The following is a 6,510-nucleotide window of genomic DNA, read 5'->3' on the forward strand; positions in this document are numbered from 1 at the left end:
GGTGTGCGTGCCGGCGGCGTGCGCGCGGGCGGCGTCGAGCAGCGCGCGGCCCGCGCCGCGGCGGCGGTGCGCCGGGTCGACGACGAGCTCCGCCGACGCCGCCTCGGTGTCGACCTGCGCGTACCCGACGAGGTCGCCGCCGGACGTCCGCGCCGTCAGGTGCACCACCGGGGCTGCCGGGTCCGCCAGACGGAGCAGCGGCTGCTCCGACAGCGGTGCGACACCGTCCACGTCCTGGGCCCGGGCGGCCAGCGCCCTGACCTGCGACGCCGTGGCGTCGTCCGGCCGGCCCGGCGCCGCCGTGATCGTGACCTGCGTGTTCGTGCCCTCCACCATGCGGGACATCCCACCACGGACGGGGGATGGCCGCCCTGCGCGCACAGGCGGAGCGGGTACGTTGGACCGGCCATGGACGACTCGACGCGCACCCTCGCCGAGGACGCCCCGACCCCGCAGACGCGCCGCTCGCGGCGTGCCCTCCGGGAGGCCGGAGCGTCCGTCGCACGGGCGACGCCGACGACCTCCGCGGACGTCGTCGACGTGGACGTCGTCGTCATCGGCGCGGGCCAGGCGGGACTGTCCGCGGCCTACCACCTGCGCCGCAGCGGCCTCGTCTCCGTCGGGCAGCGCGGCTGGGACGGCGGCCCGTCGTTCGTCGTCCTCGACGACGAGCCCGGGCCCGGGGGCGCGTGGCAGCACCGCTGGCCGTCGCTCACCATGGAGCGCGCGCACGGCGTGCACGAGCTGCCGGGCATGCCGCTCGTCGTGCCCGACCCCGCCGAGCCCGCCGCACGTGCCGTCCCGTACTACTTCGCGCAGTACGAGGAGGCCTACGCGCTGCACGTGCAGCGGCCCGTCCGCGTCACCGCGGTGCACGACGAGGGGCACGCCCCGGTCCCGTCGACGGGCGCGGGGGAGCGGGCCGGGGGCCGGCTGCTCGTGCACTCGCACAGCGTCGAGCAGCCCGGCGAGCGGGTCGTCTGGCGCGCCCGCGGGCTCGTCAACGCGACCGGCACGTGGGGCAAGCCGTTCTGGCCCGCCTACCCCGGGCGCGGCGTGTTCGGCGGCCGCCAGCTGCACGCGCGCGACTTCCGGTCCGCGGCCGACCTGGCCGACGGGCACGTCGTCGTCGTGGGCGGGGGCACGTCGGCGGTGCAGCTGCTCCTCGAGATCGCCAAGGCCACGTCGACGACGTGGGTGACGCGTCGGCCGCCGACGTGGCGCGACGAGGAGTTCACACCCGAGGTCGGCCGCGAGGCCGTCGCGCTCGTCGAGCAGCGCACCCGTGCGGGACTGCCGCCGGACAGCGTCGTGAGCGTCACCGGGCTGCCGCTGACCGACGCCTACCGCGCCGGGATCGAGTCCGGCGTCCTGCGCGCGCGGCCCGTGTTCAGCCGGATCGTCCCGGGTGCCGTCGAGTGGGACGAGGTTCCGGCGCTGGAGGAGGGCTGGATCGACGGGCCGTCGCGCGTCGAGGCCCGCACGATCCTCTGGTGCACCGGGTTCCGCGCGGCTCTCGACCACCTCGCGCCGCTCGGCCTGCGGGCGCGGGGCGGCGGGATCGTCATGGACGGGACGCAGGTCGTCGCCGACCCGCGCGTGCAGCTCGTCGGGTACGGGCCGTCGGCGTCGACCGTCGGCGCCAACCGCGCGGGCCGCGAGGCGGTCCGCCACCTGCGCCGCCTGCTGTCCCTCTGACGACGCCCGCGTCGCGACGGCGTCGTCCCTCGGAGTCCGACGGCCTGCGCGCGCTCGCCGAACGCGCCATCGGAGCCGTGTCGGGCCCGTGAACCGGCGCTGACGGCGCGTTCGACGGAGGACTGCGCGCCGGACGTGCAGGGACGCCGGGGCCGTCGCGGAGGACGACCCCGGCGTCACCGGGTGAGACGTCAGTCGGTCAGGCGCAGCTGACCGGGACCGTGCCGGTCGGGGCGTTCCCCGAGGCGACGAACCCGTACTCCGCCTTCGCGCCCGCGCCGAGCAGGCCGTTCCACGCGGCGTTCTTGACCGTGACGGACGTGCCGCTCGTCGTGTACGTGCCCGACCAGCCGGACTGGATCGAGCCGCCCGCCGGGAGCGTGAGCTGCGTCGTCCACGAGCCGATCATCGCGTTGCCCGCCGTGACGGTGACGCCGCCCTGCCAGCCGCCCGGCCACGAGCCCACGACCCGCAGCACCGCGGTGCACGTGCCGCCCGGGTTCGACGTCGGCGTCGGGGTCGGCGTGGTCGGCGTCGGCGTGGGTGTGGTGGGCGTCGGGGTCGGGGTGGTCGGCGTGGGGTTGGGGGTGGTCGGGTCGACCGTGCCGCCGTAGATCTTCGCCGTCTTCGCGGTCGCCTTGATGCCGTTCGCGCCGTCGAAGATGCGCGTGCCCCACGACGTCTTGGCCGCCGGGTTGAAGGCCGTCACCATGTCGAGGTACTCGACGCCGCCGCCGTTGCCCGACCAGGACCAGCCGTAGTAGCCGATGCCGCGCGCCACGGCCTCGGACATGATCGTGTCCTCGTCGGGGTTGCCGTCGGAGTGGTCGAACCCGAACTCGCCGATGACGAGCGGCAGGTTCTTCGCCTTGAACGCGTCGAGGTACGCCTTGATGGTGGACGCGTCCTTGTAGACGCCGTACATGTGCACGGAGAACAGGGTGTTCGCGTCCGGGTCGGCCGCCGCGACCGTCGCGGCCTGGTCGCGCATGATGCCCGCCCAGTCCTGACCCCAGCTCGGGGCGTCGACGACGATGTTGTGGTGCAGCCCGGCGGCGCGCAGCTTCTTGATCGCCGCCGAGGTGTCGGCCGCCCAGCCCGCGTTCGCCGTCGCGTTGTTGCCGTAGGGCTCGTTGCCGATGTTGATCTGGACGTAGTCCTCCTGCCCGATCAGCGCGGACTTGATGCCCACCCAGTAGTTCGCGGCCGTGTCGAGCGTGACCGCGCCCGACTGCTCGCCGTAGCCCGTCGTGTCGTGGTTCTCGAGCATGCAGACCAGCTTGTTGGCCTTGCACAGGCTGATGATGTTCGCGACGTCGGCGGCGTCGTTCTTCGTCCAGCGGTCGCCGCCCGACAGCACGACACGCAGGGCGTTGGCGCCGGCCGCGCGGATCGCGGGGATCGCGGTCGCCGTCTGCGACGTGTACCAGGTGTGGGCGTGGCTGACGCCGCGCGCGACGAACGGGGTGCCGTCCTTCTCGACGAGCTGCGTGCCGGAGACGCGCAGACCGGGCGGGGTGGCGGCGTTCGCCGCCGTCGAGACGAGCGACACCGCGCCCAGCGCGACGACCGCCGACGCCAGGGCGGCGCCGGTCAGCAGGGACAGTCGGGATCTCATGGACATCCTCGTTTCCGGGTGTGTGACGACCGCCGCGAGCCCGGGTTCCAGCTCGACGCCCGCGCCGGTGCGGACCGTGGTCGCACCCGCCCGCCGTTCCGCCGGCCGGTCGACGGGCGGGTGCCGGGCGCCAACACAACCAGGGCGGGAAAGCGTCCCCCAGAGCCCTAAACGCTTCACCGCGGAGGCGGCCCGACGGTGTCTCCCGATAGGGTCGCGCGCCGCTCGTCGGCGTCGGTCGCCGGACGGCCCCGGACGTACGACGACCCGGTCCTGGCTACCGCTGCGAGGCCGCGAGCGGTACCCAGAACCGGGTCGAGTCAGCGCGGTGTCAGTCCTCCGACGCAGCAGCCGGCTTGGACAGGCCCTGGGCGATCAGGTCCATGACGGAGGAGTCCGCGAGGGTCGTCGCGTCGCCGACCTGGCGGTGCTCCGCGACGTCGCGCAGCAGGCGGCGCATGATCTTGCCGGACCGCGTCTTGGGCAGCTCCTGCACGACGAGGATCTGCCGCGGCTTCGCGATCGGGCCGATCTCCTTCGCGACGTGGTTGCGCAGCTCGGTCTGCACCTCGTCGCCGGACTTGTCGGCGCCCCCGGCACCGCCGCGCAGGATCACGAACGCGACGACGGCCTGACCGGTCGTCTCGTCGGTCGCCCCCACGACCGCGGCCTCCGCGACCCACGGGTGCGAGACCAGCGCGGACTCGATCTCGGTCGTCGACAGGCGGTGGCCGGACACGTTCATCACGTCGTCCACGCGGCCGAGCAGCCAGATGTCGCCGTCGTCGTCCTTCTTCGCCCCGTCGCCCGCGAAGTACAGGCCCGGGAACCTCGACCAGTAGGTGTCCTTGTACCGCTCCGGGTCGCCCCAGATGCCGCGCAGCATCGACGGCCACGGCTCGGTGAGCACCAGGTAGCCGCCGCCGCCGTCGGGCACGGGGTGCGCCTCGTCGTCGACGACGTCGGCCGCGATGCCCGGCAGCGGCACCTGCGCCGAGCCCGGCTTCGCCGCGGTCACGCCCGGGAGCGGGCTGATCATGATCGCGCCCGTCTCGGTCTGCCACCACGTGTCGACGACCGGCGTGCGGTCGCCGCCGATGACGCGGCGGTACCACATCCACGCCTCGGGGTTGATGGGCTCACCCACCGAGCCGAGGACGCGCAGCGACGACAGGTCGAACTGCGCGGGGATCTCCTCGCCCCACTTCATGCACGTACGGATGGCCGTCGGCGCCGTGTAGAGGATCGAGACCTGGTACTTCTGGACGATCTCCCACCAGCGGCCACGGTGCGGGGTGTCGGGCGTGCCCTCGTAGATGACCTGCGTGGCGCCGTTCACGAGCGGCCCGTAGACGACGTACGTGTGCCCGGTGATCCAGCCGATGTCGGCCGTGCACCAGTACACGTCCGACTCGGCCTTGAGGTCGAAGACGTTGCGGTGGGTGTACGCCGCCTGCGTCAGGTAGCCGCCCGTCGTGTGGAAGATGCCCTTCGGCTTCCCCGTGGTGCCCGACGTGTAGAGGATGAACAGCGGGTGCTCGGCGTCGAGCTCGACCGGCGTGTGCTGGTCCGACGCGGAGTCCACCACGTCGTGCCACCAGACGTCACGGCCCTCGGTCCACGCGACGTCCTGCTCCGTGCGCCGCACGACGAGCACGTGCTCAACCGACGGCGTGCCCTTCTCGAGCGCCTCGTCGACCGCCGGCTTGAGGGCCGACGGCGCCCCGCGGCGGTACCCGCCGTCCGCGGTGACGACGAGCTTCGCCTCCGCGTCGACGATGCGCGACGCGAGCGCCTCCGCCGAGAACCCGCCGAAGACGACCGAGTGCGGCGCGCCGATCCGCGCGCACGCGAGCATCGTCACGACGGCCTCGGGGACCAGCGGCATGTAGATCGCGACCCGGTCGCCCGTGCCGACGCCGAGCGCCGTGAACGCGTTCGCCGCCTTCGACACCTCGCGCTGCAGGTCGGCGTACGTGAGGGACCGGGAGTCGCCGCCCTCGCCCTCGAAGTGCAGCGCGACGCGGTCGCCGCGGCCCTCCTCGACGTGCCGGTCCACCGCGTTGTACGCCGCGTTCAGCTTCCCGTCGGCGAACCACGTCGCGAACGGGGCCTTCGACCAGTCGAGGGTCTGCGTGAACGGCGTCGACCAGGTCAGCAGCTCGCGGGCCTGGTCCGCCCAGAACGACGGACGGTCGGCCGCGGCCCACGCGTACAGGTCGCCGTGGGCGTTCGCCTGCGCGGCGAACTCGGGGGACGGGGGGAAGCGGCGGTCCTCGGAGAGCAGGTTCTCCAGCCCGGCGGGCTTCTCGGAGGACTCGGTGGCAGGGGTGGTGTCGGTCACGTGCGACCTCCTGTGCGCAACGGCGTCGGTGCGGAACCCGGGAGCGACCGGGTCAGAACAGGCACTCTAGCCGCGCGCGATCCGCGCCCGCCCGAGCAGATCGCGGCTCGGCAGCGGACCGGCGCCCGGCGCGCGAACCGCGAGAGCCCACGGTGGCGTGCGGGCGGCTCGCGGACGGGCGCGCGAGGTCAGACGCGGTGGCGCTCGCGGAACTCGCCGAGGTGCACGCCGCGGCGACGCGCGACGGCCGCCACGACGCCGACCAGCAGGACGAGGAACCCGGCGACGAGCAGCGTCCCCGACGTCCCCGCGACCGTCACCTGCGTGACCGTGAGCCGCCAGCCCGTGTCGTCGAGCACCGCGAGCGTCTGGGCGCGGGCGACCGACGGCGCGAAGAGGTAGAAGCCCCCGGCGGCCGTGAGCAGCGCGCCGCCCGCGATCGGGACGGCCGCCGACCAGATGCCCAGCAGCGCGACGAGCCCGAGCAGCAGCAGGCCGATCGACACCAGGACGATGCCCAGCACCTCCGTCGAGCTGTCCCAGCCGTCGACCTGCGCCTCGAGGATGCGTGCCTGACCGACGAGCACGAGACCGACGCCCGCGGGGGCGAGCAGCAGGCCGAGGATCACACCGAGGACGTGCGCGCCGAAGCTCGTCGACCTCGGCGCGTTCGGCGCGGGGAACAGGGTCTCGTCGCCGTCCGTCCGCGGGGCGGTCGGCGGCGTGCTCGTCGCGGGCTGTGAGCCGGCGGCGGTGCCGGGTGCGGGGGGCGGCACCGGGGGGCTCGTCGGTGCGGCGCTCGTCGGTGGGGCGCTCGCGGGCGCGGCCGTCGGGGTGCCGGCGGCGGTGC

5 protein-coding genes are annotated in these 6,510 nt (G+C 74.2%); 1 reads left to right on the plus strand and 4 read right to left on the minus strand.

All coding sequences use genetic code 11. The features are described 5' to 3' along the window. Positions 1-336, minus strand: a 336-nt coding sequence (locus tag CTKZ_RS18170; RefSeq protein ID WP_200829812.1) for a GNAT family N-acetyltransferase, incomplete at its 3' end; no start/stop codon positions are given. 72 nt (positions 337-408) lie between these two features. Here CTKZ_RS18170 and CTKZ_RS18175 point away from each other — a divergent pair. Beyond that, positions 409-1,698 (plus strand): NAD(P)-binding domain-containing protein, encoded by a 1,290-nt coding sequence (locus CTKZ_RS18175; RefSeq protein ID WP_124344249.1) that lies wholly within the window; start codon positions 409-411, stop codon positions 1,696-1,698. Positions 1,699-1,897: 199 nt separating this feature from the next. Here the strand turns inward: CTKZ_RS18175 and CTKZ_RS18180 are convergent, their stop codons facing one another. From CTKZ_RS18180 to CTKZ_RS18190, 3 genes are all read right to left on the minus strand, one after another. After that, positions 1,898-3,316, minus strand: a complete 1,419-nt coding sequence (locus CTKZ_RS18180; RefSeq protein WP_124344250.1) for a cellulase family glycosylhydrolase — start codon at positions 3,314-3,316, stop codon at positions 1,898-1,900. A gap of 331 nt (positions 3,317-3,647) precedes the next feature. After that, entirely contained in the window at positions 3,648-5,660 is a 2,013-nt protein-coding gene (acs, locus tag CTKZ_RS18185) for an acetate--CoA ligase (protein WP_124344251.1), read from the minus strand. 188 nt (positions 5,661-5,848) lie between these two features. Beyond that, positions 5,849-6,510, minus strand: a 662-nt coding sequence (locus CTKZ_RS18190) for a hypothetical protein (RefSeq protein ID WP_210766400.1), incomplete at its 5' end; no start/stop codon positions are given.

It is taken from the genome of Cellulomonas algicola (assembly GCF_003851725.1).
In the GTDB taxonomy this organism is placed as follows: domain Bacteria; phylum Actinomycetota; class Actinomycetes; order Actinomycetales; family Cellulomonadaceae; genus Cellulomonas; species Cellulomonas algicola.